The 25,415-nt window shown below is 53.0% G+C and carries 21 protein-coding genes and 1 riboswitch; of the genes, 11 read left to right on the plus strand and 10 right to left on the minus strand.

What is annotated here, in order from left to right; genetic code table 11:
- The first annotated feature begins 193 nt into the window (after positions 1-193).
- From K1X45_RS11385 to K1X45_RS11410, 6 genes are all read left to right on the plus strand, one after another.
- On the plus strand, positions 194-2,032 hold the full coding sequence (locus K1X45_RS11385; RefSeq protein ID WP_220158872.1) for a DEAD/DEAH box helicase: 1,839 nt from the start codon (positions 194-196) through the stop codon (positions 2,030-2,032).
- A 147-nt stretch (positions 2,033-2,179) separates the two neighbouring features.
- Positions 2,180-3,190: an Ldh family oxidoreductase gene (locus K1X45_RS11390; RefSeq protein WP_028233563.1), complete on the plus strand. Its 1,011-nt coding sequence runs from the start codon at positions 2,180-2,182 to the stop codon at positions 3,188-3,190.
- Between the two features lie 208 nt (positions 3,191-3,398).
- A riboswitch (cobalamin riboswitch) is annotated at positions 3,399-3,598 on the plus strand.
- Positions 3,599-3,766: 168 nt separating this feature from the next.
- Positions 3,767-5,710 carry a TonB-dependent receptor gene (locus K1X45_RS11395; protein ID WP_220158873.1) on the plus strand — a complete coding sequence of 648 codons (1,944 nt, stop codon included), beginning with the start codon at positions 3,767-3,769 and terminating at the stop codon, positions 5,708-5,710.
- Positions 5,711-5,811: 101 nt separating this feature from the next.
- Positions 5,812-6,585: an ABC transporter substrate-binding protein gene (locus K1X45_RS11400; RefSeq protein ID WP_220158874.1), complete on the plus strand. Its 774-nt coding sequence runs from the start codon at positions 5,812-5,814 to the stop codon at positions 6,583-6,585.
- Positions 6,585-7,589, plus strand: a complete 1,005-nt coding sequence (locus K1X45_RS11405; RefSeq protein ID WP_220160480.1) for an iron ABC transporter permease — start codon at positions 6,585-6,587, stop codon at positions 7,587-7,589. Before K1X45_RS11400 ends, K1X45_RS11405 begins: the two co-directional genes overlap by 1 nt.
- Complete coding sequence (locus K1X45_RS11410) at positions 7,586-8,359, plus strand: ABC transporter ATP-binding protein (protein ID WP_220158875.1); 774 nt, start codon at positions 7,586-7,588, stop codon at positions 8,357-8,359. Before K1X45_RS11405 ends, K1X45_RS11410 begins: the two co-directional genes overlap by 4 nt.
- A 49-nt stretch (positions 8,360-8,408) precedes the next feature.
- On the opposite strand, the gene gyrB is transcribed toward K1X45_RS11410, so the two are convergent.
- From gyrB to K1X45_RS11425, 3 genes are all read right to left on the minus strand, one after another.
- The gene (gyrB, locus tag K1X45_RS11415; protein ID WP_220158876.1) at positions 8,409-10,880 is read right to left on the minus strand and encodes a DNA topoisomerase (ATP-hydrolyzing) subunit B; all 2,472 of its coding nucleotides are present in this window, start codon (positions 10,878-10,880) and stop codon (positions 8,409-8,411) included.
- A 283-nt stretch (positions 10,881-11,163) separates the two neighbouring features.
- Entirely contained in the window at positions 11,164-12,867 is a 1,704-nt protein-coding gene (gene cueO, locus K1X45_RS11420) for a multicopper oxidase CueO (protein WP_220158877.1), read from the minus strand.
- A 69-nt stretch (positions 12,868-12,936) separates the two neighbouring features.
- Entirely contained in the window at positions 12,937-13,326 is a 390-nt protein-coding gene (locus K1X45_RS11425; protein ID WP_220158878.1) for a hypothetical protein, read from the minus strand.
- Between the two features lie 331 nt (positions 13,327-13,657).
- On the opposite strand from K1X45_RS11425, the gene K1X45_RS11430 reads away from it, so the two are divergent.
- Positions 13,658-15,085 carry a cytochrome P450 gene (locus K1X45_RS11430; protein WP_220158879.1) on the plus strand — a complete coding sequence of 476 codons (1,428 nt, stop codon included), beginning with the start codon at positions 13,658-13,660 and terminating at the stop codon, positions 15,083-15,085.
- A 62-nt stretch (positions 15,086-15,147) separates the two neighbouring features.
- On the opposite strand, the gene fghA is transcribed toward K1X45_RS11430, so the two are convergent.
- Genes fghA through K1X45_RS11455 form a run of 5 tightly spaced genes read right to left on the minus strand, consistent with a single transcriptional unit; the run spans position 15,148 to position 18,531 of the window.
- Positions 15,148-15,978: an S-formylglutathione hydrolase gene (gene fghA / locus K1X45_RS11435; RefSeq protein ID WP_220158880.1), complete on the minus strand. Its 831-nt coding sequence runs from the start codon at positions 15,976-15,978 to the stop codon at positions 15,148-15,150.
- 3 nt (positions 15,979-15,981) lie between these two features.
- Entirely contained in the window at positions 15,982-16,644 is a 663-nt protein-coding gene (locus K1X45_RS11440) for a DUF1345 domain-containing protein (RefSeq protein WP_220158881.1), read from the minus strand.
- Positions 16,641-17,108 (minus strand): GNAT family N-acetyltransferase, encoded by a 468-nt coding sequence (locus K1X45_RS11445; RefSeq protein ID WP_220158882.1) that lies wholly within the window; start codon positions 17,106-17,108, stop codon positions 16,641-16,643. Before K1X45_RS11445 ends, K1X45_RS11440 begins: the two co-directional genes overlap by 4 nt.
- On the minus strand, positions 17,108-18,220 hold the full coding sequence (locus tag K1X45_RS11450) for an S-(hydroxymethyl)glutathione dehydrogenase/class III alcohol dehydrogenase (protein WP_220158883.1): 1,113 nt from the start codon (positions 18,218-18,220) through the stop codon (positions 17,108-17,110). The genes K1X45_RS11445 and K1X45_RS11450 overlap by 1 nt, the downstream gene beginning before the upstream one ends.
- 29 nt (positions 18,221-18,249) lie before the next feature.
- Positions 18,250-18,531, minus strand: a complete 282-nt coding sequence (locus K1X45_RS11455; RefSeq protein WP_113943574.1) for a metal/formaldehyde-sensitive transcriptional repressor — start codon at positions 18,529-18,531, stop codon at positions 18,250-18,252.
- A 150-nt stretch (positions 18,532-18,681) separates the two neighbouring features.
- On the opposite strand from K1X45_RS11455, the gene hrpB reads away from it, so the two are divergent.
- The 3 genes from hrpB (at position 18,682) to K1X45_RS11470 (ending at position 23,481) form a co-directional block, all read left to right on the plus strand.
- Positions 18,682-21,159, plus strand: coding sequence for an ATP-dependent helicase HrpB (gene hrpB, locus K1X45_RS11460; RefSeq protein ID WP_220158884.1), 2,478 nt, complete (start codon positions 18,682-18,684; stop codon positions 21,157-21,159).
- 238 nt (positions 21,160-21,397) lie between these two features.
- Positions 21,398-22,702 (plus strand): ActS/PrrB/RegB family redox-sensitive histidine kinase, encoded by a 1,305-nt coding sequence (locus K1X45_RS11465; RefSeq protein WP_213596166.1) that lies wholly within the window; start codon positions 21,398-21,400, stop codon positions 22,700-22,702.
- Positions 22,703-22,917: 215 nt separating this feature from the next.
- Positions 22,918-23,481: an ActR/PrrA/RegA family redox response regulator transcription factor gene (locus K1X45_RS11470; RefSeq protein WP_075654077.1), complete on the plus strand. Its 564-nt coding sequence runs from the start codon at positions 22,918-22,920 to the stop codon at positions 23,479-23,481.
- A gap of 32 nt (positions 23,482-23,513) precedes the next feature.
- Here K1X45_RS11470 and K1X45_RS11475 read toward each other — a convergent pair whose 3' ends face one another.
- Positions 23,514-24,008, minus strand: coding sequence for an MmcB family DNA repair protein (locus K1X45_RS11475; protein ID WP_220158885.1), 495 nt, complete (start codon positions 24,006-24,008; stop codon positions 23,514-23,516).
- A 142-nt stretch (positions 24,009-24,150) separates the two neighbouring features.
- Between K1X45_RS11475 and K1X45_RS11480 the strand changes: the two genes are divergently transcribed.
- A complete protein-coding gene (locus tag K1X45_RS11480; protein WP_116086295.1) occupies positions 24,151-24,771 on the plus strand; it encodes a L,D-transpeptidase in 621 nt (206 codons plus the stop codon).
- Between the two features lie 71 nt (positions 24,772-24,842).
- Here the strand turns inward: K1X45_RS11480 and K1X45_RS11485 are convergent, their stop codons facing one another.
- Complete coding sequence (locus K1X45_RS11485) at positions 24,843-25,409, minus strand: NifU family protein (protein ID WP_075654080.1); 567 nt, start codon at positions 25,407-25,409, stop codon at positions 24,843-24,845.
- Positions 25,410-25,415 lie beyond the last annotated feature (6 nt).

The raw sequence follows: 25,415 nt of genomic DNA on the forward strand, positions 1-25,415 counted from the left end.
GTAGCGCAGCATCATCACTTATTGTTGTTTGCTTATTTACGTTACCGGTCACGGATGTGTGAAAGCATGGTATACGGTTTTTTGCCGTTTCATCATGAATGAAGCCAGGGATGGGACATTTGCTTCTGAAACTTCAGAGCAAATAATGTCGGGGCCAGTTGATGCGTGGGTGAGCCATTGCTGAAAGTCATTCATGACCTTGCCTTCTACTATTGCACCAGCCCTTGCCGGTGCGCTCAAAGCTCGTGGCTATGAGGAACTGACCTCCGTTCAGGAAGCTATGCTGACGCCTGACAATAACGGTCGCGATCTGCTGGTTTCCGCTCAGACCGGCTCCGGTAAAACTGTTGCCTTTGGTATTGCCATGGCACCTGATCTGCTCGAACAGGGCGATCGTCTGGAAGCCCCGCGTGCACCATTGGCTCTGATTATTGCGCCGACACGCGAACTGGCTTTGCAGGTTGCCCGCGAACTGGAATGGCTCTACGCACCAACCGGTGCCCGTATCACCACTTGTGTTGGTGGTATGGATATCCGTACCGAACGCCGCAATCTGGAACGCGGTGCACATATTATCGTGGGTACACCGGGTCGTCTGCGCGATCATATTACCCGCCGTGCGCTGAATATGTCTGATCTGCGTGCCGTTGTGCTTGATGAAGCCGATGAAATGCTTGATCTCGGTTTCCGCGAAGATCTGGAATTCATCCTCGGTGAAGCACCGGAAGATCGCCGCACACTGATGTTCTCGGCAACGGTTTCCAAATCCATTGCTTTGCTTGCCAAGCGTTTCCAGAAAGATGCATTGCGTATCACTGCCACTGCGTCCCATGAAAAACATGCCGATATTACTTATCAGGCGATGATTGTGCCGCCGCATGAGCGCGAAAACGCGATCATCAACACGCTGCTCTATTATGATAATGTCAACACCATTATCTTTGCTTCTACCCGTGAAGGCGTGAAGCATCTGGCAAGTCGTCTGAGCAATCGTGGTTTCTCGGTTGTGGCGCTGTCCGGTGAATTGTCACAGGCTGAACGTACCAATGCGCTGCAATCCATGCGTGATGGTCGTGCCCGTGTTTGCGTAGCAACAGACGTTGCTGCACGCGGTATTGATCTGCCAAATCTTGATCTGGTTATTCATGCCGATCTGCCGAATAATGGTGAAACACTGCTGCACCGCTCCGGTCGTACCGGTCGTGCAGGCCGTAAGGGCACCTGTATTCTGGTGGTTCCTTTCTCCCGCCGCCGTTCGGCTGAGCGTCTGCTGCAAATGACACGTCTGGATGCCAAGAGCATTGCAGCGCCGACCATTAATGCGGTTCAGGAAAAAGTTCGTGAGGTTATCCTCAGCAACGAACGCCTCAGCGATGAGATTCCTGAAGACATGCAGGAGCTGATGCGCGAATTGCAGGCGCGTTATACGCCTGAACAGATCGCAGCCGCTTATCTCCGTCGTGAAATCGAAAGCCGTCCGGCACCGGAAGATGTTTCTGAAGGTCCGGTACGCGCCTTGGGTGCACCGGCACGCGAACGCGGTGAACGTGGCGAGCGCTCCGAGCGTGCTCCGCGTGAAGACCGTTCCTCCTTCAATGGCGGTGCATGGTTTACACTGTCGGCTGGTCGCAAACATCGTGCTGATCCGAAATGGATTCTGCCGCTGATCTGTAAAGCCGGTCAGGTTTCCAAGGGTGATGTCGGTGCGATCCGTATTCTCGAAAACGAAACCCGTTTCGAGATTAACAGTGAAAAAGCCAAAGAATATTTTGCGACTGTTGAAGAACAGGGTACCGGCGAAAAAGGTCTGGTGATCCGCACTTCAACCGCACCTGAGCAGGAAAGCCGTGGCCCGCGTTCTGATCGCGGTGGTGAGCGTCGCTTTGACAAGCGCGGCGGTGATGACAAGCCGGGCTGGGGCGCGCCGAAAGGCAAATCCCGCTTTAAAGGCGGTGAAGGCAAGCCTTACGGCGATAAGCCAAAAGGCCCGCGTAAGCCACGTGAAGGCGGCGATCGTAAATTCTCCCGCTGATATTTAAGCTTTGAAAAACCCGCTCTCTGAGCGGGTTTTTTATTTTCATAAGGTAATAACTTGCTGTTTCGTAATGGCTGGGCTAGGTATCTGATATATTAGGCTACTTTTAAAGCAGGCTTTATGCGCAGGGAGGATATCGCAGCTATGACCGCAACCATTACCATCACGCTTGATGAAGCTTACAATCTTGCGGAAAAGACCTTTATTAAACTTGGTCTTTCTGAAGAGCATGCGCAGGCCAATGCGCGTTTGCTGCAAAGTTGCCAGCGTGATGAATGCGATTCACACGGGCTTTATCGGGTACTGAGCTGTGCTCAGACCATTAAAACCGGTGCTGTTGTGCTGGATGCGGTGCCGGTTGTAGAAGACCGTGCAGGCGGTATTGTCGCGGTAGATGCCAAGGGCGGTTATTCTTTGCTGGCACTGGAAAAAGGCCTGCCGATGCTGGTGGAGAAAACCCGCAAGCTTGGCATTGCCGCGATGGCGATCAATCACTGTGTGCATTTCTCGGCTCTGTGGCCGGAAGTGGAAATGCTGGCAGAGCATGGTCTTGTCTCGCTGACAATGGTGCCGAGCCACTCATGGGTTGCACCTGCCGGTGGCAAAACCGGTGTGTTCGGCACCAATCCGATCGCTTTCGGCTGGCCGCGCGCAGGCAAATATCCGTTTGTTTTCGACTTTGCCACCAGTGCTGCGGCACGGGGTGAGATTGAGCTGCATCGCCGTGCAGGCAAGCCGATCCCATTGGGCTGGGCAGTTGATAAAGATGGTGAGCCGACAACTGACGCTGAGACTGCATTACAAGGCGCGATGCTGACATTCGGCGGTTATAAAGGTTCGGCTTTGTCTGCCATGGTCGAATTGCTTGCGGGGCCATTGATCGGCGATATGCTGAGCCTTGAATCTCAGGAGTGGGATAATGGCCGTGGCGCAACACCGAAACACGGGGAAATCGTGATTGCCTTGAATCCGGAAAGTTTCCTCGGTGCGGCAATGGCAGAGCATATGGGGCGGGCGGAGAAAATGTTCTCGGCGATTACAGATCAGGGTGCACGTCTGCCATCGCAGCGCCGCTATGAAGCCCGCGAACGCAGTCTGGCCAATGGCACGGTGACAATTCCGCAGAAACTTTACGATGATATCCGTGCGCTGTAACGGCTAAAGCGTCTAGAGCGCCGTGTGCCAGACTTGGCACACAAAGGTCGCTCTAACACTTTAAAATTAGAGCATAATTTTACCTTAAACTGATCCAAGTTTAAGGAATTATGCTCTATCATTTTGAAACTGCGGCACAAGTATCACGCTCTGCTGAAAAACGCAGTTCATAATTGCTTAAGAATTGACCGTGAAGCGGTGCATTGTTATCGCTTTACACGGAAAAGGTTTTGTCTGGGCAGCATTGTTTCAGACAAATGAAAAGGGAACACGGTGCTTAATCCGTGACTGCCCCCGCAACTGTAACGGTGAGCGGCCTCTGGTAAGCCACTGTCTGAGAGGACGGGAAGGCGGAGCGTTCGTGATGACCCGCAAGTCAGGAGACCTGCCTTTTCCGGTCACCAGCCCGTGCACGAGGGGTGCGCAGGCGCGGACGTCCGTGACGGTGACATTGTTAAAATGTTGCCGTATGCGGATAAGTGACTGTTTATTCAGCCTGTCTCAAATGCGGTTTGTATCATTCAGGGCAATGTAATGCGGATAAAGCGTGCATTGTCTGACCTATGGCGGGACAGCATGACACGCAATTTGTTGCAGCATAAAAAATCAATTTTGGTACTCGGAACGGCTTTGACAGTTTTCAGCCTTGGCAATGCGGCGCTGGCGCAAGAGAAAAAGCAGGAACCGGTACAGCTTAAAGAAATCCTTGTGACAGCCGGACGCACGCCGATTGAAGAAGGTAAGACCGGCCGTGCTGTAACTGTGATTACCGGCAAGCAGCTTGAGCAAAATCAGGTGCGTTATGTGGCCGATGCGCTGCGTATGGTGCCGGGTTTTGCCGTGTCGCGCTCAGGCTCCAAAGGCGGCATGACCAATATTCGTGTGCGCGGTGCTGAAGCTAACCATCTTCTGGTGATGGTTGACGGCGTTGAAATGAATGCCGCTTCCGGCGATGCCTATGATTTCGGCGCTTTGCAGGCGGAAGATATTGACCGGATTGAAATCCTGCGCGGTCCTCAGAGCGCATTCTGGGGCTCGAATGCATTGGCCGGTGTGGTGAATATTATCACCAAAGGCGGCAAGCGCGATGGTTTCAAAATCAGCGGTACAACGGAAGCCGGCAGCCAGAACTCATGGCTCGGTGGTGTACTTTTGCAGGGCGGCGCTGAAAATTACGATATGGCGCTGGCCGCCTCATACCGCCGCACCAAGGGTTTCAACATTTCCAATATCGGCGATGAAAAAGACGGCGATGAAAATCTGACGCTGAATGGTAAGGTCAATATTGATCTGTCGGAGACAGCCAAACTCGACGCGACTTTGCGTTATGTGAAGAACCGCACTGATTTAGACAATTCATTTTTTCCGATGGACCCAGTAGAGTCTTTGGATACTTATTCTAAAACGAATGAGCTTCTTGGCAGTATTGGTTTGACGTGGACAGCACTAGATGAGGCGTTGACACAGAAGTTACGTTTCAGTGGTAGCGATAAACAATTTGAATATACTTCCCATCAACCTGTAAGCGAAAATAAGGGTAGTCGCTATAAGGCTTCTTATCAGGCGACCTATGCTTTTGATACGCCGAGTTTTGCTGATGCTCATCACAAAATCACCGGTGGCGTGGAATGGCAGCAGGAGCGTTTCCGTCAGGTGGCGACGGAGAATGATCTGTCCAATCCGTGGATGGATCCGACCCAGTTTGAGCATCACAAGCGCTCGATGTATTCTTTTATCGGCGAATATAATGGTGAGTTTGCGGATCAGTTCTTTGTTAATCTTGGCTTGCGTCATGACGTGAATAAAGATTTTGACGATGCCACAACTTTCTCGCTGAGCGGTGCATGGGCAATTCCTGACACAAATGCCCGTCTGCACAGCTCGGTCGGTACCGGTGTGACCAATCCGACTTTCTATGAGCAGTTTGGTTTTTCTGAAGGTTTTGTTGGTAATCCCGACTTGAAGCCAGAGAAGAGTCTTGGCTGGGACATTGGACTGGAATATGCTTTCTTCGATGGTCTTCTGGTAACGGATGTTACTTATTTCAAGCAAAATTTGCGTGAGGAGATCTCAACAATTTATACTGGTTGGTCGCCAACTGGGGTGGAAAATCTTGATGGTAAGAGCAAACGTCACGGCGTGGAACTGGCAGCAACATTGAACTTATTTTATGGTTTTACAGCTGGTGGTGCTTATACCTATACTTCGTCACGCAATCCTGATGGGACAGAAGCTGTGCGTCGTCCGCGACATTCCGGTTCTGTGAATGTGGCTTATACATTCTATGAGGATCGTGCCCGCTTGTTCGGTGAAGCGGTATTCAATGGTGAAATGAAAGATACCGGTTTACGGACATTGGACAAATATACCGTCGTTAACATCGGCGGCAGCTATAAGTTCACAGATAAGCTTGAAGGTTATGCCCGTATCGAAAACCTGTTTGATAAAAAATATCAGGAAGTCTACGGCTATAATACACCGGGTCGCGGCGCATTTGCCGGTTTGAAAGCCTCTTTCTGAGAATGGTGCGTTTAACCGCCCTCATCAGCTTTACCAAAAGGCAGGCCGTTCTCGCGGCCTGCCTTTTGTGCTTCTGCATCTTACCTGTGCAAGCGCAGGTAATGTCAAAGCGGGTGGTTTCACTCAATCTTTGTACGGATATTCTGGCACTGTCGCTGGCTGATCCGTCTCAGATCGTCTCTGTCAGCCATATTGCGGCAGATCCGGTTTCTTCTCCGGTCGCGAAGCAGGCCGGAAATTATTATCTCAACCGTTCCGGTCTTGAGGAAATACTGGCGCTGAAGCCCGATCTGGTTTTGGTCTCGGTCTACACAGCGCCGGACAAGCTTGCAGTTCTGGAGCGGGAAGGTGTCAGGATTGAACGTTTCGGCTATGCGCAGAGCTTTGCTGATATCCGTCAGCAGATCACGCAAATGGGGCAGGTGCTAGGGCAGCAAGATAATGCACAGGCACAAATTGCTGAAATTGACCAGATGCTTGGGTCTTTGCAGAAGAATACACAACTGGTAACCGCGCTGCTTTATGAGCCTAATGGTTACACCTCCGGCGTGGGAACATTGTCAGATGAGATTATGAAGCTGCTGGATATTACCAATTTGGGTGCCGGTGACAGCAGGCTGGCAGCAGGGCGCGTATCGCTGGAAGATCTCATTCTCCTGAAGCCGGATATGATCATTGAGCCTGAGTTTTATGAGAAACCGGCACTGGCCTATCAGAATTACCGGCATCCGGTTATGAAGGCTTTGGTAAGTGAGCAGGGGCGTAAAACACAACATGTGGCTGTGCCTGCGCGCAGCTGGTCGTGCGGTTCAGTCTATACGCTGGAAGCGGTGAAAATATTGCAGCGTGCCAGACAGGCAAACGGAGAGCAATGATGGATCAGAACCGGCGCTATTATGGTCTGTTGCTTGTGCTTGGCGTGGTGCTGATCGCCCTGTTTGCTATCTCACTGTTGACCGGTTCGTCTTCCATCAGCCTTACGCAGGGGCTGTCCGGTCTGTTCGGAGCGGGGGATAGCGATACAGTGCTGATCATGCAGCAATTGCGGCTTCCCCGTGCCTTACTAGGCGCGATGATCGGACTGACATTGGGCTTGTCCGGTGCTGCCTTGCAAGGTTATTTACGCAATCCTTTGGCGGAGCCCGGATTGCTTGGCGTTAGTTCTTCCGCCTCACTTGGTGCGGTTCTGGCGCTTTATAGCGGACTGTCTTTGCTGTTTCCTTTAAGTCTGCCGCTGATGGCACTGGGTTTTGCATTTATCGCAGTGCTATTGGTGCAGTTTCTGGCAGGCGGCAGCGGTTCGACCATTACGGTTATTCTGGCCGGTGTTGCAGTTTCAGCCTTTGCCGGTGCGCTGACATCACTGGCACTGAGCCTTGCACCCAATCCTTTTGCTCTGATGGAAATTGTCTTCTGGATGCTCGGCTCCTTAAATGATCGTTCCATGAGCCATGTCTGGCTGGTCCTGCCGTTTATGAGTCTTGGCTGGATCATGCTGATCCTCTCCGGCCGTTCACTGGATGCGCTGACTTTGGGGCAGGAAACCGCAGCCAGCATGGGTGTTGATTTGCGCAAAGTGCAGTTTTTGGTTGTTGCAGGCACGGCGATGAGTGTAGGCGCAGCAACGGCCGTGGCAGGAGCAATTGGCTTTATCGGGCTGGTGGTACCGCATGTCTTGCGCCCGCTAGTTGGTTCGCGCCCTTCGCGCTTGCTACCGGCTTCGGCACTGGGCGGAGCGGTGATGTTGCTGGCGGCTGATATTTTTGTGCGCCTTATTCTGCCGGAGAAAGATCTGAAACTCGGCGTTCTGACGGCTTTGATCGGGGCCCCATTCTTCCTGCATCTGGTGTGGAGATTGCGCAAAGGAGCAGAAATTTGAGCCTGTTACGCGTCAAAAATCTCTCGGTTTCCCGCCAGAAGCGCACCATCATTGACGGAGTAACTTTCTCCGTCGGTGAGGGGGAGTTTATCGGTCTGATTGGCCCGAACGGCGCGGGTAAATCCACTCTGTTGCGTGCCATTCTCGCGCAACTGCCTTATGAGGGCTCGGTCACTTTGAACGGACAGGAAAGCGCGCAGCTTAAAAGCGTAAAGCGTGCACAGTTTCTGTCCTATATTGCGCAGGATCGGGAGATCAGCTGGAATATGCGTGTTGAGGCTGTGGTGCAGCTCGGCCGTCTTGCCTGTCTGCCGCAATTTTCCGGTCTCGGTGTGCAAGATCAGCAGCAGGTTAATTCTGCCATAGAAGCGCTGGAGATCGGCTATCTGCGTGATAAGCCTGCACGGGAATTATCGGGCGGTGAGCAGGCACGGGTTCTGATAGCCCGCGCCATTGCGCAGGACACGCCCATGATGCTGGCCGATGAGCCGGTGGCAGGGCTTGATCCAGCACATCAGCTTGGTTTGATGCAGATTTTCCGCGAGCTTTCCGCACGTGGCCGCAGCATTATCTGCACATTGCATGATCTGGGACTGGCCGCGCGCTGGTGTACACGTCTGCTTTTGCTAAAAGACGGTTGTCTGGTGGCCGATGGCGCACCGGCGGATATTCTGCGTGAAGAGGTGATCCGCGATCTCTATGGGGTAGAGGTGTATCGTACGCAAACACCGGACGGTCTGATTATCCAGCCGACACATATTGTAAGATAAATAAAAAACGCCGGAATTTCCGGCGTTTTTTATGATTATGCAAAATGGATTAAACGTCCAGATTGGCAACGCTGAGCGCATTGTCCTGAATGAACTCGCGGCGTGGTTCCACTTCGTCACCCATCAGGCGCGAGAACAGGGCATCGGCGCTGGTTGCATCGGTCACTTTTACCTGCAGCAGCGAGCGTGCATTCGGATCCAGTGTGGTTTCCCAAAGCTGCTCGGCATTCATTTCGCCAAGACCTTTATAGCGCTGCAGCGACAGGCCTTTGCGACCGGTTGCGAAAACTGCTTCCAGAAGCTGAAGCGCACCGGAAATGGTTTCGCTCTTATCTTTGCGGCGCAGAACCGGCGGCGTGGAATAAACCTCATGCAGACGTTCGCTGAAACGATCCAGCTGACGGGCATCGGCAGAACCAAGCAGCGCCATGTCGATAATTGCGGTATCTTTTACGCCGCGCAACATGCGTTCAAAGCGGAAGCCTTCTTCCGGTGAATAGGTGCCGCTCCAGCCGCGTTCCATATCTTCGGCGATCATGTCGAGGCGTTTGGCAACAGCGTCGGCCAGAGCCTGTGCTTTCGCCGGATCGTTGGACGCTTCCACATTCATCGCACCGGCAATCACAGCCTGTTCGATCACTGCACGGTCATAGCGTGTATGCAGGCCGTTCAGCACTGTACGCAGATTGCGGGCATCATTGATGATCGACAGCAGATCGGCACTGGCACGGACTTCACCATTACCAAGTTCCAGCGTTGCCTCTTCGAGGCCGGTTTCAATGAGGAAGTCCTCAAAGGCAGCTTCGTTCTTGATATATTGCGAAGACTTACCGCGTGTCACTTTGTAGAGCGGCGGCTGCGCAATATAGATATGGCCGCGCTCAATCAGCTCCGGCATTTGACGGAAGAAGAATGTGAGCAGCAAGGTGCGGATGTGAGCGCCGTCGACGTCAGCATCCGTCATGATAATGATTTTGTGGTAGCGCAGCTTTTCCGGATTGAAGCCGCTGGTCTCGTCCTTACCGATTGAGGTGCCGAGCGCAGTGATCAGCGTACCGATCTGGTCGGAGGAGAGCATACGGTCGAAACGGGCGCGTTCCACATTGAGGATCTTACCGCGCAGCGGCAGAATGGCCTGATTTTGACGCGAGCGTCCGCCCTTTGCAGAGCCACCAGCCGAGTCACCCTCAACGATGAAGATTTCGGACTTGGCCGGATCGCGTTCCTGACAGTCTGCCAGCTTGCCCGGAAGCGAGGTGATGTCAAGTGCACCTTTACGGCGTGTTAGATCGCGGGCTTTACGCGCCGCTTCACGCGCGGCAGCCGCTTCCACAACTTTAGACATCAGCACTTTGGCTTCACTTGGATGTTCTTCCAGCCATGTGGCCAGCGCTTCATTAACGAGGCTTTCCACGACAGGGCGAACTTCCGAAGATACCAGCTTGTCTTTGGTCTGGGATGAGAATTTCGGATCCGGCACTTTCACGGAAAGCACGGCTGTCAGACCTTCACGACAGTCATCACCGGTCAGATTGACTTTCTCTTTCTTGGCAATGCCGGAGCTTTCCGCATAGCCGGTCATCTGACGGGTCAGCGCACCGCGGAAACCGGCAAGATGTGTGCCGCCGTCGCGCTGCGGAATATTATTGGTGAAGCACAGCACGCGCTCATGATAGGTGTCGTTCCACCACATGGCGACTTCAACGGTCATGCCGTCTTTTTCGCTGATAATATAGATCGGGTCTTCCAGCAGTGCTTTTTTAGACTGGTCGAGATATTTGACAAATTCCTGCAGACCACCGTCATAATGCAGAACCTGCTCAATCACATCCGCATGGCGCTTATCAGCCAGTTTGATGCGCACGCCGGAATTCAGGAATGCCAGTTCGCGCAGACGGCGTTCCAGCGTTTCATAGCTGAATTCAACCATGGTGAAAGTGTCCGGCGACGGCAGGAAGCTGACTTCCGTACCGGTTTCATCGCCTGCATTACCGGTTTCCACCAGCGGTGCATCAGCCACACCATGGGTAAAGCTCATTTCATGAATTTTACCGGCGCGACGGATTTTAAGCTTCAGCCAGATGGAAAGCGCGTTCACCACGGAAACGCCCACGCCGTGCAGACCACCGGAAACCTTATAGGAGTTCTGGTCGAATTTACCGCCTGCGTGCAGCTGGGTCATGATAACCTCAGCGGCAGACACGCCTTCTTCCTTATGGATATCGGTCGGAATACCGCGGCCGTTATCGGTTACAGTGCAGGAACCGTCGGCATTCAGTGTCACGGTAACCAGTGTCGCATGACCGGCAAGCGCCTCGTCGATCGCGTTATCCACCACCTCGTAAACCATGTGATGCAGGCCGGAGCCGTCATCCGTATCACCGATATACATGCCCGGGCGTTTGCGCACCGCATCAAGCCCTTTCAGAACGCGGATGGAATCCGCGCCATATTCAGGATTAGTCGCATTGATATCTGCGGAAAGGTTCTCGCCTTGAGGATTTTCAGTGGTCTCGCTCATGAAAGACTTTCGTTAGCGTTGCCGTAAGGCTTATGCCGTCCGGTAAAAAATTTGGCTGATTATAGATTCCGGCTTACCGGAACGGGCCGGAAAGTGCTGAAACGAATCAGGCTGAAATGGTCTCTTTAATATAGTCGCTGAGAGCCAATTTACCAAATTTTAGCGCTGAAAAACGGCATAATTACCAGTTTTTATGTAATAAACCGCGCCCGAGGCGAAAGGCCTTGCAAGAGCCTGTCTGCATCGGGCGCGGATATGTTCAATTCTGCTTCAAAAGAGCGGATCAGACAGTTACAAACTGCCCCATCATGCCGACATCTTCATGCTCCAGCACATGGCAGTGGAACATGAACGGATGCGAGCGTTTACCCTCTGCTTTGAAGTGAACCAGCAGCTCGGCTTCACCGTCGACCAGCACGGTGTCTTTCCAGCCCTGCTGATAATCCGGTGCTGCTTGACCATTCTTGGACAGGACGCGGAAATTTGCACCGTGAATATGGAACGGGTGTCCCATTTCAACAGATTTCAGCTTCCAGATTTCCATGGAACCGAGCTTGGCTTCCACATCTACACGGCTCATATCGAAAGGCTTATCCGCAATCGACATGGTGATGCCGGAGGTGGCAGCAGTCAGCGATGGTCCCATCTGATCAGCTGAGCGTGCCGAATGTTCGCCGTGATCCATCGCACCGGACATCATTTCCTGCATTTTTGACGGTTGCGGCATTTGCATCTGCCCCATCTGGCTGTGATCCATTTTGCTATGGTCCATCTGCCCCATTTGGCCCATCGGGGAGCTTTCGCCACCCATCATTTTTTTGCGCATCATCGCCATATTGCCGGCCATGTTTTCATCAAAGATGAAAGAGCGGGTTTTGACGGACTTGGCCGGATCGGCAACAGCCGGTTCTTCCAATGCGGAAACAAGTTTCATCACATCGGCTTTCAGACCATCGCTCACCTCAAAACGCATTAAATGCTCAAGGCTTTGTGCATCACCCAGTTTCGGTGTTCTGCCGGAGCCGTCATCCGGCAGGCTGGTAAAGTCTGCAGCCATACCATTGGAGAAATCGACCAGTACTTCATAGCGCTCACCCGGTGCAATGGTCAGAATATCCACTGCTGCCGGTTTGGCGAGGAAGCCACCATCGGAGGCAATCGCATGCATCATCCGGCCATCGCTGAAATGGAAGTGATAATTGCGCGAATTGGAGGCATTGAGCAGGCGCAGACGCACAATGCTCTGCGGCACAGTTGCGATTGGTGCAATGGCACCGTTTACAGTCAGATATTGGCCACGGAAACCATGCATCAGATCCATGAAATCCGGCGCATAAACATTGTCACCGTCAATCACGCGGCGATCCTGAAATACCAGAAATAGATCGTCAGTGCCGAATGTATCCGGCAGGCCGCGTTCACGGTCGCCGCCATCGCTGACATGCAACATACCGGCCGCACCCATATGTGCCTGACGGGCGGTTTCCATATGTGTATGCGGGTGGAACCAGTTGAACGATGCCGGTTGATTGATGTCAAATTCCGGCTGCCATATAGCGCCCGCATTAATCACATTATGCGGCCCGCCATCCATATCAGACGGGATCATCAGCCCGTGCCAATGCAGAGTGGTGACTTCATCCATCACATTTTCAATGGCGAAACGCACATGGGATTTGTTTTGCAGACGCAGAACAGGGCCGAAATAATTACCATTAATACCGGCGGAAGCGGCACTGCTGCCAGCCTGAAAACTATGGCGGCCTTTGGCGATCTTCAGCTTTACCAATCCGCTATTATCCGGCTGCAAAAGGGCAGGGTGAGGCAGTTTCACACCTGCTGGAGCAGCAGATGCGGCAGGTGCCATATTGTGCATATCATGGGCGCCCTGTGCGCTTGCACGGTTGAGATGCAGAGCTGGTAGCGCAATAGCAGACAGGCCACCAAGGCCGAACAGCATGGCCTGACGACGGTTAAGTGTTTTCATCGGAATACTCCGTTTATGTCAGAAAATATTATCACCTGCGCTGAAGGTCAGCGCGGTGTATTGTAATTTTCAGGCACAGACAGAAATGGGAGGGCGATCGGAAAGGGCAGGCGGCAGTCCGTGCAAGACCTGCATATAGGGCGCGCTTAATGTGCGCGGAAAGACATCAATTTGTGCCATAACCGGTGCTACAGGAACAGGCATAACACAGCCGCTGACCGCACAGGCCATGCCCTTGGTGCTGTGATGCTGACCGGATTCTGGCGCTTCATTGTGTTGCCCGTGCTCCATCGTTTCAGGTGCCGGAGCAGCATGTGTAATTTCGGCTGCAAGCGGCATAACAGGTGCGTAAGCCTGTGCAGACATCTGAAAGGCACAAAACTGCAGCATCATGAACGCAAGCAGAAACAGCATAAGCCGGTATGGCAGGCTGATAATGCTGTTGATTGCGGATGACACGGAAGCGGGCTTTCATATTTCTCTGGAGTTAACACCACATATAGGCAGGCGGGACAGCCTTGACCAGTGCGCGTTCCAAGTTTCATGTCAGATAATTACGGCAAAATTTGCGGGATCGCTGTTTTGCCTTATTGTCTTTCCAATATCTGTTTGGGGTAGTCGCTGTTTCCGGTGCCACCAGAGCCTTTGTATTCTATTTGCTATGTCCGCTCTGGATTTTTGAGTGACGCATGTTCTCGGACGTTAAATAAAAATATTTAACTGTGACATGCGTTTGGGGGCACAAGACTGATACCAGAACAGCATGATGAAACATTTTCAGGATGGCATCATGACTGAATTACTACGATCTTCACTTTCAAATGCCGGTGCAATTCCGGCAAAGCATCCTTTTGTGCCACCGGCACCGGTTCCGCGTAAAGATCCGGTCGGGCGGCTGGAGCTGATGCGGATTGTCTATCGTAATCCGTTAGAGCTTTGGGGCGAACCTTCCTATAATGAGCCGTGGGTTGAGGTGAACTGGCTCGGTATGCATACGATTATCGCCAATGATCCGGCGCTGATCCGTCATGTTCTGGTGGAAAATCCGCAAAATTATCCGATGGGTACCATCCGTCAGCGCGTTTTGCGCCCGATCCTGCGTGATGGTTTGTTGACCGCCGAAGGCTCCACATGGCGGCGTTCACGCAAGGCTATGGCGCCGGTGTTCACACCGCGTCATATTCACGGCTTCGCTGATGCCATGCTGAAAAGTGCGCAGGCCTTCATCAACCGCTACCGCATATCCGGCACGGTGACAGATGTGTCGCGGGATATGACCTTGCTGACCTATGATATTCTGGCCGAGACATTATTTTCCGGCGAGATTGCCGGTGATCCGAAAGAATTTGCCCGCCAGACCGATCGTCTGTTTGAAACGATGGGGCGGGTTGATCCGTTTGATCTGCTCGGCGCACCGGACTGGTTGCCCCGCCTGACACAATTGCGTGGCCGTCGTTCATTAAGCTTTTTCCGTTCCATTGTGGCGGAGACAATTCAACTGCGCAAAGAGCGGATGGATCGCGGTGAAGCCATGCCGAATGATTTCCTGACACTGTTATTGCAGACGGAAACCTCCGCTGAAAAACCGGATGGTCTGTCGAGGGATGAGATTGAGGATAATCTCATCACTTTCATCGGTGCGGGGCATGAAACAACCGCACGGGCACTGGGCTGGACACTTTATCTGCTGGCTCAGGATGCGCAGGAGCGTGCTGTTGTTGAGGCAGAAATTGATGCATTCATGAATGGTGAAGGCAAGGATTTACCGCCGCATCAATGGCTGGAAAAACTGCCGCTGACCCGCGCCGCTTTTGAGGAGGCGATGCGGCTTTATCCGCCTGCACCTTCGATCAACCGTGAGGCGCTTGCGGATGATCAGTTCGGTGATCTGAAAATTCCGGCAGGTACGGCGGTGATTGTGATGCCGTGGACAATTCACCGGCACCGGAAATACTGGGATAATCCGGAGGCATTTATACCGGCGCGGTTCCATCCGCAAAACCGCGATAAGATCGACCGTTTTCAATATCTGCCATTCGGTGCAGGCCCGCGCGTCTGTATCGGCGGTAGTTTTGCCATGCAGGAAGCGGTGATTGCTCTGGCGGTTCTGTTGTCAAAGCATCGCTTTGATATGGTGGGAAATGCGAAGCCGTGGCCGGTACAAAAACTGACCACTCAGCCTAAAAACGGTTTGCTGATGAAGGTGACGCCGCGCTGAAATTCAGCGCGGCATATATTGCGGTTTTGGCGTGCCATTTGCAGACCATCAAAGCCGGAATATCACAGGCGGGCGGCGTGCCAGCGCAGATGCTCATCCATAAAGGTCGAGATGAAATAATAGGAATGGTCATAGCCTTCCCGCATATTCAATGTGAGCGGGATAGCCGCCTTGGCACAGGCTTCCTGTAGCAGCCACGGGCGCAGACCGTCATCCAGAAAACTGTCCGAAGTCCCCTGATCGACCTGCAGGCTTTCAATCCGGTGACCGTCTTCAATCAGCGATGTTGTATCATAAGCGCGCCATGCACTCTGATCACTGCCGAGATATTTCTCAAAGGCAGGCTTTGACCATCCGGCAGTGGAAGGCTGTGCAATCGGTGCAAAAGCGGAGACAGATTTAAAACGCTCAGGATTTTTCAGAGCAATGGTGATTGCCCCATGACCGCCCATGGAGTGGCCGGTAATTGCCTGACGGGACATATCCAGCGGAAACTCCTGAGCCACCAGTTCTGTCAGTTCTTCCGTAATATAACTGTACATCTGATAGTTTTTGGCAAAAGGCGCTTCTGTGGCATCGAGATAGAAGCCCGCGCCTTTACCGAACTGCCAGTTATCCGGCTCATCCGGCACATCATCACCGCGCGGGCTGGTGTCAGGGCAGAGAATAGCGATGCCTAGCTCGGCGGCAAGGCGGCGATATTCGCCTTTATCCATCACATTTTGATGGGTGCAGGTCAGGCCGGAGAGATACCATAAAACCGGCACCGGCCCCTGTTCTGCCTGTGGAGGCAGAAACAGCGCAAAAGTCATATCACACTGGCAGGCCTCACTTTTATGACGATAGATGCCCTGAGTGCCGCCGAAGGCTTTTGCCTTTGAAATGATTTCCATGAACTAACTCCCCAGAGCCACAGCAACATTGACGGCTGCGGCCACAAGTACGGTATTGAAGAAAAAGGAGACGATACTGTGCAGCAGAGTGACCTTGCGCATGGCCGGTGTCGTGACGCTGGTATCGGAGGTTTGTGCGGTCATGCCTATCACATAAGCAAAATAGACAAAGTCATAACCGGAGGGCTCCGGCGTATTCGGAAATTCAAAACCGCCTTTATGATTGCGTCCTGAGCTTCCGTCTTTGGGCGCGGTCTGATCCGGTTCCCAGTACAAATGGGCATAATGCAGCGCTGTCATCATATGAATGGTAAACCAGCCAAGCGGCACCGCGGCCAGTGTCGCAGCAAATGTGAACAGATCATGCTGTTGTTGCTGCTGATTTATCAGGATGAACAGCGAGGTGATGGAGGAAATCACAGTCGCAAAAGTGACCAGAAAAATTATCCAGACCGGCTCGTCAGTGCTTGCAGCATGTTTCTTCAAATAAGCTGAACTTAAATGCGGCAAGGCTCTTAAAGCCATGAGCAGATAGAGAATGAAGAAACAATTGACCGCAATTACCGGTGCCGGTGAAAGGGAAAAAATCCGGCAGATCAGAAAGACTGCCGCGCCGCATGCCGCTGCAATATAGAAAGACATATGACGGCGCAGCAGAAAATTCATACAGAAGCTCCGTTTGCCGGTTCCAGACGCATGTCGATATGCGGAATGCCGTCTTCCAGATATTCTTCGGAAATGGCGACAAAACCAAAAGAACCGTAGAATTTCTGCAAATGGCTTTGCCCGCCCAGCTCAATTGGCTGGTCAGGAAAGCGTGCTTGCGCAAAATCAACAGCTTCTTGCATCAGGCGCTGGCCGAGTTTGTAGCCCCTATAGTTTGGCGCTACCACAACACGGCCGATTTTTACTGCTTCATTCTCTTCCGGTGGCAGAACCCGCAGCGTCGCCGCGAGCTCCTCACCATCAAGAATGCTCAGGTGAAATGCACCGATATCCTTGCCGTCGATCTCCGCAAAGGCGCAATTCTGCTCGACGATGAACACATCCATGCGCAGTTTCAGCATTGCATAGAGTGCACGCGGTGTCAGGTCGTCGATCTCGTTCCAGCGGGAAACAAACTCTGTCATCAGAATGTAATCACCGAACGGATGGATTTGCCTTCATGCATCAGATCAAACGCGGTGTTGATCTCATCAAGTGGCATTTTATGGGTGATCAGATCATCAATATTGATCTTGCCTTCCATATACCAGTCAACGATTTTCGGCACATCGGTACGGCCGCGTGCGCCGCCGAATGCTGTACCTTTCCAGACGCGGCCGGTGACCAGCTGGAACGGACGTGTCGCGATTTCTTTACCTGCTTCTGCCACGCCGATGATGATGCTTTCACCCCAGCCGCGATGGCAGCATTCCAGTGCCTGACGCATCACATCGGTATTGCCTGTGGCGTCAAAGGAATAGTCGGCACCGCCGTCGGTCAGATCCTGAATGGCCTGCACCACCTTGTCATTGCCGATTTCACGCGGATTGATGAAGTCGGTCATGCCGAATTTCTTCGCCATTTCCACTTTGGCCGGATTGATATCAACGCCGATGATCTTATCGGCACCAACCATACGGGCACCCTGAATAACATTGAGACCGATACCGCCGAGGCCGAATACCACAACATTGGAACCCGGACGCACTTTTGCAGTGTAGATCACAGCGCCGATACCGGTTGTTACGCCGCAGCCGATATAGCAGATCTTGTCGAAAGGTGCGTCTTCACGCACTTTTGCCAGCGCGATTTCCGGCAGAACGGTGAAGTTCGAGAAGGTCGAGCAGCCCATATAATGGAAGATTTCGCCGCCATCGCAGGAGAAGCGCGAGGTACGATCCGGCATCAGGCCCTGACCCTGCGTGGCGCGGATCGAGGTGCAGAGATTGGAACGCTGCGACAGACAGGTTTTGCACGAACGGCATTCCGGTGTGTAAAGCGGGATCACATGGTCGCCCGGACGCAGCGTGGTGACGCCAGCACCGACTTCGCGCACGATACCCGCACCTTCATGGCCGAGAATGGCCGGAAACTTGCCTTCGGAATCAAGGCCGGATAGCGTATAGGCGTCGGTATGGCACACACCGGTTGCCATGATTTCCACCAGCACTTCACCTGGCTTCGGACCACCGATTTCGATTGTTTCAATAGTGAGGGGCTTATTGGCCTCCCAGGCAACAGCTGCACGCGATTTCATGGCTTTGTTCCTCTTTAAATCAGTGTCTTTTATTTCAGATAAGAGCGGATGATCCGCATAAGCTGGTCGATTTCTGTATCCATTTCAGCCGGAGACAGAGCTGCTTGCGGTTGCTGGAAGGTCTCTTTTAAATGGCTTTCCAGTACTTCAGCCATCAGGCCGGTAGCGGCACCGCGCATGGCGGCAAGCTGCTGTAAAAGCGCACCGCATTCTGTGCCTTCCTCAACCGCGCGTTCAAGTGCCTCCGCCTGACCTTTAATACGGCGCAGGCGTGTCATGACGCGTTTTTTGGCTTCCGGTGAGTGGGGCATAGTTTTCTACCGATGAATATGGTGATGAAAATATATACTATGGGGGAGTATGTCAATTGATGTGCCATATCTGCTCCTCAAGAATAGTAAAGCATAACGCAGCTGTTTATAATTCGCAGCAATCAGAATCATTTATCAGGTGCGTTGTCTTTGCCTCAGCAGTCCGTTTCATCCCTTCCGCTTTTGCCTGTCCGTGAGGCGCTGCCGCAACTGGATCATGCCTTGCAGGCTGGCGGCTCTGCCGTTCTGGTTGCGCCGCCCGGTGCGGGTAAGACGACTTTAGTGCCACTGAATCTGTTGCAGGCAAACTGGCGCAAGGACGGACGGATTATTGTGCTGGAACCGCGCAGACTGGCAGCACGTGCTGCGGCCACACAAATGGCACGCTTGCTGGGCGAAGAGGTTGGCAAAACAGTCGGCTACCGGATGCGCCTCGACAGCCGCTATAATGCGCAGACGCAAATTCTGGTGGTCACGGAAGGCGTGTTCGCACGCATGATCCTCGATGATCCGGAATTGTCCGGCATCAGTGCGGTGCTGTTTGACGAATTTCATGAGCGCAGTCTGGATGCTGATTTCGGATTGGCGCTGGCGCTGGATGTGCAGGGAGCCTTGCGTCCCGATCTTAAAATTCTGGTGATGTCGGCAACGCTTGACGGTGCGCGGGTGGCGGAACTGCTCGATAATGCGCCGGTGATAGAAAGTGAAGGCCGTAGTTTTCCGGTAGAAATCCGCTATCAGGAGCGCAAAGCCGATGAGCGGATTGAAGATGCAATGGCGCGGACAATCCGCGCGGTTCTGGCGGATGAACAGGGCAGTTTGCTGTGTTTTCTGCCTGGTCAGGGCGAGATTGAGCGTACAGTCCGCGCCCTTGAAGGGCGTGTTGGTGAGCATGTGATGCTCTGCCCGTTATATGGCGCAATGGACGGGCGGGATCAGGATCAGGCGATCAAGCCTGCGCCTGAAGGCAAGCGCAAAGTTGTACTGGCAACCTCGATTGCGGAAACTTCGATCACTATCGACGGTGTGCGGGTGGTGATCGACAGCGGGTTGTCCCGTCAGCCGCGTTTTGAACCGGCGACCGGCCTGACACGGCTGGAAACCGTGCGTGCATCGCAGGCGGCGATTACCCAGCGGGCAGGGCGTGCAGGACGAACCCAATCCGGCATAGCGATCCGGCTCTGGCATGAGGGGCAGACATCTTCTCTGCCGCGTTTTACCACGCCGGAAATTCTGGAGGCTGATCTTTCATCGCTGCTGCTCGATTGTGCGGCATGGGGCGTGCAAAATGTCAGCGATTTGCGTTTGCTGGATCTGCCCTCAACAGCCAGTCTGAAAGAAGCGGCAACTTTGCTGAAACGGCTTGGCGCGCTGGATGATGACGGACGGCTGACAACATCCGGCGAGCAGATCAGAAAACTGGCTTTGCCGGTGCGGCTTGCCCATATGGTGGCAGAGGCGTCCAATCGCGGAGAGGCATTGCAGGCGGCAGAGCTTGCTGTGCTGATGACCGAGCGGGGGCTGGGCGGTAATGAGGCTGATCTCGATACACGGCTTTCTCGCTTCCGCCGTGATCGCGGCGACCGTGTGCAAAAGGCACGCGGACTGGCACGCTCGCTGATTAAAGATTTGCCGGCTGCAAATGTGCAAAACAAAGAAGAAGTTCATGCCGGTCGCCTGCTATTGGATGCCTATCCGGATCGTGTGGCCAAAGCGCGTGGCAATGGCGGGCAGTTCATTCTGGCCAATGGGCGCGGTGGTGAGCTGGATGCGAGCCAACATCTTTCCCGCGTACAGTGGCTGGTGGTCGCGGATCTGACCGGACGGGCAGGGGCGCAGCGTATTCTCTCTGCCGCTGAGGTTAGTGAGGAGGACATCCGCAAAAGTCTGGCAAGCCAGATCGAAGGCGGACAACAGGTTGTCTATGACCCTGAACGCAAAGCTCTGCGTGCCCGCGAGGCGGTGCGGCTGGGGGCAATAACCCTGTCGGAGAAAAATCTGGCGGCACCATCAGGAGAGGCCGCTGATCTGGGCGTTGTTCAGGCGGTGCGCCAATATGGTTTGGATATTCTGCCTTGGGATAAATCAGCTTTGACGCTGCGTCGCCGTCTCGGCTGGCTTTATCGCGGGCTTGGTGAGCCATGGCCGTCAATGGATGATGAGTACCTTCTGGCAACATTGGAAGACTGGTTGCTGCCGTTCCTGACCGGTGAAGCACGGCTCGATAAAATCAACCAATCCGCTTTAATGAACGGCTTACGCTCGCTTGTGCCATTCGATCTGCAACGGCAGATTGATGCTTTGGCACCAACGCATTTTACTGTGCCGACCGGCTCCAATATCGCAATTAATTATGAGGGCGATGAACCGGTAATCGCCGTGCGGGTGCAGGAATTGTTCGGCCTGACGACGCACCCTTCCATTGCCCGTGATACGGTGCCGCTGCTGCTGGAATTATTGTCTCCGGCACACCGGCCAATCCAGATCACCCGCGATTTGCCGAATTTCTGGAAAGGTTCTTGGGCTGATGTGCGCACCGATATGCGTGGCCGCTATCCCCGCCATGTCTGGCCGGAAAATCCCGCAGAGGCGGATCCCACTCGGCGTGCCAAACCACGCGGGACTTGAATATTTCGGCTCTGGCGGCCTGCAAATGGCACTCTTCTGCGCTTACCTAGGCTCACGTACTATTGTACGCTCTGCTCCGGTTCTCGCAGAGCACCATTTTCGGCTCGCCATAACCAAAATATGGCGGGAGCGTTCGGGGGAAATTAGCCTGCGGCAGGATGGCGCAGATTTGCTTGCGTACATGCCGATTTTGCCGCATAAGGCATTTTATGCGCGATAATTTACGGGGAATGACTGCATGGCAAATGGTGATCTGATAAACCGGGCCTCGTCGCTTTCCCGTCGCCTGCGTCTCACAACATTGGTGCGCGTGCGCTGGTTTGCCATTACCGGCCAGACCGCTGCTGTTTTGTTCGTTTCTCTGTCGTTGAATTTTGTGTTTCCGCTGGGTATCAGTTTCGCGCTGATTGCCGTATCGGCATGGCTCAATCTGTTCTTATCCTTCCGTTATCAGCTTAATCATCGTTTGGATTTGCGCACAGTTCTGCTGGTCTTAGCCTTTGATATTTTGCAGCTCACCGGCCTGCTTTATCTGACCGGCGGTCTGCAAAATCCGTTTGCCGTGCTGTTGGTTGTGCCGGTGATTATTGCATCAACCGCACTTTCTGTACGCAGTATTTTGCTACTCGGCCTGATGGCGATCGCCTGTGCCAGTGTACTGGTGGTGTGGCATCTGCCTTTACCTTGGTATAGCGGCATGACGCTGGAACTGCCGCTGATGTTTGTCATCGGTGTTTGGTGTGCCATTGTTTCGACGCTGATTTTCAGCGGTGTCTATGTTTATCGTATTGCTGAAGAAGCGCGCCTGTTGGGCGATGCTCTGAGTGCAACCGAACTGGTGTTGCAGCGTGAGCAGCATCTATCGGCGCTTGACGGTCTTGCCGCTGCTGCTGCCCATGAATTGGGAACACCGCTGGCGACCATCACGCTGGTGGTCAAGGAAATGCAACGTGCTCTGAAAAGTGATGACCGTTATGCCGAGGACATTCAGTTGTTGTCCTCTCAGGCGCAGCGTTGCCGCGAAATTCTGCAGCGTCTCACCAGCCTGTCTTCGGAAGGCGAAGAGCATATGTCGAAACTGGCATTGTCCTCGCTGATTGAAGAGGTGATCGCGCCGCATCGCAATTTCGGCATTCAGATTGATGTTGAGAAAAAACCTGATCCGAAATCAATGATTGCCGAGCCGGTTGTCCGTCGCAATCCCGGTGTGATCTATGGTCTTGGTAACCTGATCGAGAATGCCGTGGATTTTGCCAAGACCGAGACACAGGTGGTCTGGGGCTGGGATGAAAATTCAGTGCGCATCACGATCCGTGATGACGGCAAAGGCTTTTCAGTGGATATGCTCGACAGGATCGGTGAGCCTTATATGTCGCGCCGCAGCGATGAGCGCAATGGTGGCGGATTGGGGCTTGGGCTGTTCATTGCCAAAACACTGTTGGAGCGTTCCGGTGCGCATATCTCCTTTGCCAATCGTCCTGAACCGGGTCAAAGCGGTGCGGAAATTACGATTGTCTGGTCGCGGCAGGCGCTGACAGCATAAATCCGATTCTCCGGAGAAGCAGGGAGGGTGTCTGAGACTGAAAGATTCGTTTTTCAGTGTTTGAAACTATGGCCTTTACAGGCATATTTTGAGTAAAATCTCTGTGAAATGCTATGAATTTTGTCGTTTTACATGAATAGTTACATTGCATATTTGACTTTTTGACGCAGGCGCAGCAATAAGTAAAAAGACAAAAGACGAGTAAGGAATACCTGATGGATGATATGAGTCAGGATGATCACCTTGCCATCGGCAGTGATCCTTCGCTTCTTCTGGTTGATGACGACAAACCGTTTCTGCAGCGGCTCGCGCGTGCTATGGAAAGCCGTGGTTTTACAGTAACAACAGCTGAATCCGTTGAGGAAGGCATTGCTGCTGTGAAGCTGGCAGCTCCGGCCTATGCCGTTGTTGATATGCGCCTCGGTGACGGTAATGGTCTGGACATTATTGAAGCTATCCGCAGCAAGCGTGAAGATACCCGCGCCATTGTGCTGACCGGTTACGGCAATATTGCCACCGCTGTGAATGCCGTCAAAATCGGTGCGATTGATTATCTTTCCAAGCCTGCGGATGCTGATGAGGTTTTTGCAGCGCTGACCCGCCGTGATGGTGAGAAGATTGCGCCGCCGGAAAACCCGATGTCCGCAGATCGTGTGCGTTGGGAACATATTCAGCGCGTTTATGAAATGTGCGAACGCAATGTTTCTGAAACCGCACGCCGTCTGAATATGCATCGCCGTACTTTGCAGCGTATTCTGGCCAAACGCGCTCCGCGTTAAGCCTTATCTTTATAATCATGCCGGCTGGTTTTTCAGTCGGCATCACTGAGCGGCATCGACACGCCTGCCATTTCTGCAAGTGTCAGCCGGTTTGCGCCGATCCGCGCCAGCTGCAATGTCAGCGCCTTGCGTGTGGCCGGTGCCAGTTTATGCTCCGGAGCATCGCGCAGAATTTCCCCGCCATAACCGTCCGAGAGTATAAAACCGCAATCTTTCGGAAAGATCTCGCGCGGCACCTGTGCATGGGTGGCAAAAAACAACCGGTCGCAATAATTGCGGTAATCCGGCCATTTCTGATCGGCTTTCCAGTCCTCGACAGATGATTTGATTTCAATAATCCAGATTTCGCCTTTGCGCGTCAGCCCGACCAGATCGGCGCGCCGGCCTGAACGCAGAGAAATTTCAGGCAAAACATGAATATTCAGATCAAGGCACAGGCGCTGCACGCCGCGCCGCACCAGCAATGCCAGTTCAGACTGACGGCCGTCACTGAGAGGATGTTGTTGAAAAGGCGAGATAATTGGCATGTGTCTCTGTCAGTATAGGTGTCCGTTTATCTTGGATAACGGATTTTATAAAAGATAATCATGGTTAATGATTGATTAAGGATCAATGGTTAACTTGTTCCCAACAAATGTTGACTGTCATTACGGTTTTCTGAGGGGAAAAATGGTATACAGAAATGCACTCTCTGCCGCGGGTCTTTTTTTGACAATGGCGCTGGCCGGTTGTTCGACAACCTCACCTTTTCAGACCAGTACGGCATCCTATTCCAGTGTTACAGATGCAGCCTATGTGCTGCCGACGGTTCCTGTTCAGAAAATCGCACCGGAATATCGTCGCCAGCAGGTTAAATATGAAACGACAGAAGCACCCGGTACAATTGTCGTCGATACGCAGAACAAGTTTTTATATCATGTCGAGCCGGATGGTAAGGCGATGCGTTATGGTATCGGTGTTGGTCGTGAGGGCTTTCAGTGGAAAGGCAATGCCAAAGTTGCCATGAAACGTGAATGGCCAACATGGACACCGCCGGCACCGATGATCAAGCGCCAGCCGGAACTGGCAAAATATGCCGGTGGCATGAAACCAGGTCTGAACAATCCGCTGGGTGCCCGTGCGCTCTATCTGTATAAAGGCGGACGTGACAGCGGCTATCGTCTCCATGGGACGCCGGAATGGTGGTCCATCGGCAAGAATGTATCTTCCGGCTGCATCCGTCTGATTAATCAGGATATTATGGATTTGTATGACCGTGCCGGTGTCGGTGCCAAGGTTGTTGTGCTGTAATCTGGTATGGCAGAGACAATAAAAAACGCGGCTTTTAAGCCGCGTTTTTTATTGATGATATTTCTGAACTCTCAGATAGCTTCGACCTGCAGAACTTCCGGAACGAAATGTTTCAGCAGGTTCTGAATGCCGTGTTTCAGTGTTGCTGTTGAAGACGGGCAGCCGGAGCAGGCACCTTTCATATGCAGATAAACAACGCCATGTTCAAAACCACGGAATGTGATGTCGCCGCCATCTTGTGCCACAGCAGGGCGCACGCGGGTTTCAATCAGTTCTTTGATGGTTTCAACGATTTCCGCATCCGCATCGGCGAAGAACTCACCTTCAGTATGATCGTGACCTTTGGACTGTTCTGATGCCATGACCGGTGCGCCGGACATCATATGTTCCATAATCGTGCCGAGAATGGCCGGTTTGAGATGCTGCCATTCCGCACCGTCTTTGCTGACAGTGATGAAATCATAGCCGAAAAATACACCATTCACGCCTGGTACTGCGAAGAGTTTAGCGGCGAGAGGCGAGGTATTGGCGGCGCTGTCCGCATCGCGGAAATCAGCAGTGCCTTCCGGCATAACCACTTTACCCGGCAGGAATTTCAGGGTCGCCGGATTAGGTGTGGCTTCAGTCTGGATGAACATTGAAGT

Origin of the sequence: Pseudochrobactrum sp. Wa41.01b-1 (assembly GCF_019464455.1) — a bacterium.
Classification (GTDB): domain Bacteria; phylum Pseudomonadota; class Alphaproteobacteria; order Rhizobiales; family Rhizobiaceae; genus Pseudochrobactrum; species Pseudochrobactrum saccharolyticum.

Bases quoted from the DNA above. Each gene is read 5' to 3' on its own strand.
- K1X45_RS11390 (WP_028233563.1), top strand. From the start codon at position 2,180: ATGACCGCAACCATTACCATCACGCTTGATGAAGCTTACAATCTTGCG.
- fghA (WP_220158880.1), bottom strand. From the start codon at position 15,978: ATGGAAATCATTTCAAAGGCAAAAGCCTTCGGCGGCACTCAGGGCATC.
- K1X45_RS11480 (WP_116086295.1), top strand. From the start codon at position 24,151: ATGGTATACAGAAATGCACTCTCTGCCGCGGGTCTTTTTTTGACAATG.
- K1X45_RS11385 (WP_220158872.1), top strand. From the start codon at position 194: ATGACCTTGCCTTCTACTATTGCACCAGCCCTTGCCGGTGCGCTCAAA.
- K1X45_RS11400 (WP_220158874.1), top strand. From the start codon at position 5,812: ATGTCAAAGCGGGTGGTTTCACTCAATCTTTGTACGGATATTCTGGCA.
- cueO (WP_220158877.1), bottom strand. From the start codon at position 12,867: ATGAAAACACTTAACCGTCGTCAGGCCATGCTGTTCGGCCTTGGTGGC.
- K1X45_RS11470 (WP_075654077.1), top strand. From the start codon at position 22,918: ATGGATGATATGAGTCAGGATGATCACCTTGCCATCGGCAGTGATCCT.
- K1X45_RS11475 (WP_220158885.1), bottom strand. From the start codon at position 24,008: ATGCCAATTATCTCGCCTTTTCAACAACATCCTCTCAGTGACGGCCGT.
- K1X45_RS11485 (WP_075654080.1), bottom strand. From the start codon at position 25,409: ATGTTCATCCAGACTGAAGCCACACCTAATCCGGCGACCCTGAAATTC.
- K1X45_RS11395 (WP_220158873.1), top strand. From the start codon at position 3,767: ATGACACGCAATTTGTTGCAGCATAAAAAATCAATTTTGGTACTCGGA.
- K1X45_RS11405 (WP_220160480.1), top strand. From the start codon at position 6,585: ATGGATCAGAACCGGCGCTATTATGGTCTGTTGCTTGTGCTTGGCGTG.
- K1X45_RS11445 (WP_220158882.1), bottom strand. From the start codon at position 17,108: ATGACAGAGTTTGTTTCCCGCTGGAACGAGATCGACGACCTGACACCG.
- K1X45_RS11450 (WP_220158883.1), bottom strand. From the start codon at position 18,220: ATGAAATCGCGTGCAGCTGTTGCCTGGGAGGCCAATAAGCCCCTCACT.
- K1X45_RS11455 (WP_113943574.1), bottom strand. From the start codon at position 18,531: ATGCCCCACTCACCGGAAGCCAAAAAACGCGTCATGACACGCCTGCGC.
- K1X45_RS11465 (WP_213596166.1), top strand. From the start codon at position 21,398: ATGGCAAATGGTGATCTGATAAACCGGGCCTCGTCGCTTTCCCGTCGC.
- gyrB (WP_220158876.1), bottom strand. From the start codon at position 10,880: ATGAGCGAGACCACTGAAAATCCTCAAGGCGAGAACCTTTCCGCAGAT.
- K1X45_RS11430 (WP_220158879.1), top strand. From the start codon at position 13,658: ATGACTGAATTACTACGATCTTCACTTTCAAATGCCGGTGCAATTCCG.
- K1X45_RS11440 (WP_220158881.1), bottom strand. From the start codon at position 16,644: ATGAATTTTCTGCTGCGCCGTCATATGTCTTTCTATATTGCAGCGGCA.